The sequence below is a fragment of the Acinetobacter sp. UBA3025 genome (assembly GCF_002367915.1).
GTDB lineage: Bacteria > Pseudomonadota > Gammaproteobacteria > Pseudomonadales > Moraxellaceae > Acinetobacter.
Genome location: NZ_DFDO01000039.1, coordinates 1 through 4,023 on the forward strand (window position 1 = coordinate 1; position 4,023 = coordinate 4,023).

The following is a 4,023-nucleotide window of genomic DNA, read 5'->3' on the forward strand; positions in this document are numbered from 1 at the left end:
GGTATTACAGTAAATACAACTGTTATAGACTGAAAGTGCAGCGACCAAGACTACAAAATTAAGAACATTGGCCACGCCGTGACTATTCAATGACTGGAAAATCATTACGAACGGACTACCGCCTTGCGCCACCAGATTCCATGGATAAAGACATAGCAACACACCTATGGCGCCAATATAAAAAATGAGTACACGGTAGACAATTTGATTGACTGCTTTTGGAATGGTCTTTTCTGGATTTTTGGTTTCACTGGCAGCAATACCAATCAGCTCCAGCCCACCAAATGCAAACATAATCACGGCAAGTGCCATCATAAAACCCGACCAGCCCTCAGGGAAAAATCCGCCATGCTGCCACAAGTTGGTCACACTGGCCTGACTTCCTGCAGAACCGCTAAACAGCAGATAGATCCCGAATCCGATCATGCTTAAAATGGCAATGATCTTGACCATGGAAAATATAAATTCGCTCTCACCGAAGAATTTGACATTGACCAGATTGATCCCATTCATAAGCAGGAAGAATGCCAGTGCCGTGAGCCAGGTCGGAATCTCCGGCCACCAGAACTGAATAAAAGTACCAATTGCACTCAACTCAGCCATACTCACTAAGACATAGAGCACCCAATAGTTCCAGCCTGAAATAAAGCCTGCTTTTTTGCCCCAGTATTTATTGGCAAAATAACTGAATGAACCACTGACCGGTTCATGCACCACCATTTCACCCAATTGGCGCATGATCAGAAATGCAATGATGCCAGCGATGGCATAGCCCAGAAGCACTGATGGGCCTGCCAGCTGAATTGTATGTGATAAACCTAAAAATAATCCTGTACCGATCGCTCCACCTAAGGCGATTAGCTGGATATGCCGGTTGGAGAGCTGTTTTTTTAATTGATGATCTTCAACATCCATATTGTCACTCCTTGTGAACAATTTTTTTAATTTCTACATTTTGCTAGATTGCCTTTTTGTAGGGAGGTGTATTCTGCTCAACCAGCTGCTTATAACCATATTCACCATAGTCATAGCGTGCCACGACTTCAGCAAACTGTTTTAAACGTTGTGGTGCATCCATACGTGGGAGTTGCAGTTCAATCAGACATAATTCCTCAGCCTGATGAACTTGTGCGAGTGTACGCTTTAATTCTGCCGGGGTTTTCACTATATGAGCCTGATGCGGGGTATCTGCAGAAAAGACTTGGGCAAACTGGCTGTATTGCCAGTTCTGAATATCGTTGTACTTGGCATTTTCACCCATAATCAAACGTTCAATGGTATAGCCGCCATTATTTAAAATAAAAATTACAGGTTTTAAGCCTTCTCTTAATAAGGTAGAAAGCTCCTGAATGGTCAGCTGAATCGAACCATCTCCAATAAAGAGCAGATGACGGCGCTGAGGTGCAGCAAGCATACTGCCAAGCAAGGCAGGCAAGGTATAGCCGATTGAACCCCAGATCGGTTGAACCAGATACTTGGCGGTTACCGGCAAGGTCAATCCTGATAAACCTGCATTGGCAGTACCCACTTCTGCCACAATCACATCATCTTCCTGTAAGAACTCAGAAATCTGCTGCCAGAGTGCAGTTTGGCTCAGCGCAGTATTTTCTTCGATCTGTTGAGTTTGTAACGATGGTTTCGGTGCAGGATTAAAAATACGTGGTTGATCATCTAAAGTCTGTTTTGAGATGGCTTGGATCAATTGAGCTAAATCCAGTCCACTAATCATCTGCCCATCCAGACAAAGACAGGAATCTGCCAGATACAGCATATTTTGTGCGGATACACGATGTGAGAAAAATGCTGTGGCAACATCGGTAAAACGTGGCCCAATGGCAATCAGGCAATCTGACTGCTCTACCAACTGACAAGTCGATGCTGCGCTTGCTGCACCTGCATAAACGCCCGCATATAAGGGGTGACTTTCATTCATGATATTTTTGGCAGTAGACAGACAGGTATAGGGAATCTGCATGCGCTCAGCCCAATTTTGCAGCATATCGGTAAGCTGGAAAATTTCTGCTTCATTGTCAATGAGCAGGACTGGCTGACGTGCCTGTTTGATGCGTTTGGCTATCCGTGTCGCAGTTTCTTGCAGAAGTTTTGGATCACTCTGTGGACGGCTCAGATCTAGAGGCTGCTTTGGCACTTTAATCTGTAGATGGGTAATATCTGAAGGGAGCTGGATATGAACCGGTCGACGCATCAAAATACATTGCTTTAATACCCGGTCAATTTCACTCACTGCATTGGCTGGAGTCAAACGCGTCTGTGCCACGGTAAATTCGCGCATGCAGTTCATGATATTGTCATAATCACCATCGATCAGAGTATGGTGTAACAAAGCACCCTGTTCTACGGCATGTAAAGGCGGAATACCGGAAATATGCACCATGGCAACCTGCTCGGCATATGCACCTGCAATGCCGTTAATCGCGCTCAGGTCACCCACACCATAAGTGGTGAGTAAAGCACCGACACCATGCAGACGTGCATAACCATCTGCTGCATAGGCTGCGTTTAGCTCATTACAGTTACCGATAAATTCCAGTTTTGGATCAATTTCGATCTGTTCTAAATAGGAGAGATTAAAGTCACCTGGCACACCAAAAATATGCTGAATTCCTAGTTCTTGCAGGCGCTGATTAAGGTGCTGACCAATTTCCATAAACATTATTATTTTCCCTATCACTTATTATGCTTCAATTACAGAATATTGCATTTCATTTTCTGATTTCGTGCATAATGCAAGTCACAATGATTCAAAAACACATAAAACGTGTATCGGATAAGGATTCAGTGCAATGGATGCAATGGATAAATTTGACTGGAAAATCATCCAGGCTTTGCAAAAAAATGGGCGCCTGACGAATCAGGAAATCGGGGATTTAATCGGTCTGTCAGCCTCTCAATGTTCTAGACGGCGTCAGCTACTGGAGCAAAAAGGAATTATTTTGGGTTATAGCGCCTGCATTCATCCTGAAGCTTTGGGGATTGCAGTTTTGGCTATGGTTCAGGTCAATCTCAAAACACATGACGCAGCAGCCAAGATCGCTTTTCAACAATTGATTGAAGAAGAAGAAGCCATTCAGGAAGCTTTTTCTTTAAGTGGTGATGCAGATTTCATGTTAAAAGTAGGCGCTAAAAATCTGGAAATGCTGGCAAATTTTGTGACTGAAAAATTGCTGAGCTGTAATTTTATTGGTCATATCAAATCTTATATTGTCTTAGATAAATTCAAGCAATTACATTTTGATTTTCAGGCTGCCCGCCCTTTATTACGTTAATATGTCTTAAAGCAGAAGAAAAAAGCTCAAGTTTAACTTGAGCTTTTTTTGATTTAATTTTTATTGATATGAACAATCTGCTGAATCGTATTTTCGAGCAGACCACTCAGTCCGAACTGGGCACCGATACCTGAATGCTTCCATCCGCCAAAAGGTACATGCGGGAAAATCTCACCATGCGTATTGATCCACGCCGTACCACAACTCAGGCGCTGTGCAAACTGTTGCGCCTGCTCCAGATCGGATGACCAGATCGAGCCACCTAAACCAAAATCCGTATTGTTCGCTTCAGTCAGTACTTCTTCAATATCGTGATAACGGATCAAAGGTAATACCGGACCAAACTGCTCTTCCTGCACCAGTCGGCTATCTGGACTCACATTGGTCATGATCGTCGGTGCAATAAAATAGCCTGTATCTGGTAAATTTTGCTCGGATGTCATGACTATTGCCCCTTCATCCTGGGCTTCCTGAATCATGACCTGAACTTTCTGGTATTGCTTGATGTTTTGTACCGGACCAAAAGTAGTTGTCTCAGCTAAACCATCTCCCAGAGACTGTTGCTGTGCGACTTTTAATAATTCCTGTGCCAGTGCATCATACTGACTGTCATGTACATACAGGCGTTTCAATGCTGCACAGGTCTGGCCCATGTTGATAAAGGCTCCATGAAAGATTCGGGTTGCCATCGCCTGAATGTCGGTATCGAGTAAAACAATGCCTGCATCATTGCCAC

The 4,023-nt window shown here is 43.7% G+C and carries 4 protein-coding genes; 1 reads left to right on the top strand and 3 read right to left on the bottom strand.

The annotated features are described in order from the left end of the window. Both B4J23_RS01605 and B4J23_RS01610 read right to left on the bottom strand, forming a co-directional pair. Positions 1 to 915, bottom strand: a 915-nt coding sequence (locus B4J23_RS01605) for an amino acid permease (protein ID WP_291358570.1), incomplete at its 3' end; no start/stop codon positions are given. A gap of 43 nt (positions 916 to 958) precedes the next feature. Beyond that, positions 959 to 2,674 (bottom strand): alpha-keto acid decarboxylase family protein, encoded by a 1,716-nt coding sequence (locus B4J23_RS01610; protein WP_291358572.1) that lies wholly within the window; start codon positions 2,672 to 2,674, stop codon positions 959 to 961. Between the two features lie 139 nt (positions 2,675 to 2,813). On the opposite strand from B4J23_RS01610, the gene B4J23_RS01615 reads away from it, so the two are divergent. Beyond that, on the top strand, positions 2,814 to 3,287 hold the full coding sequence (locus B4J23_RS01615; protein WP_034170074.1) for an Lrp/AsnC family transcriptional regulator: 474 nt from the start codon (positions 2,814 to 2,816) through the stop codon (positions 3,285 to 3,287). Between the two features lie 53 nt (positions 3,288 to 3,340). Here B4J23_RS01615 and B4J23_RS01620 read toward each other — a convergent pair. Further along, positions 3,341 to 4,023: aldehyde dehydrogenase family protein (locus B4J23_RS01620; RefSeq protein WP_291358574.1), on the bottom strand; the 683-nt coding region annotated here is incomplete at its 5' end.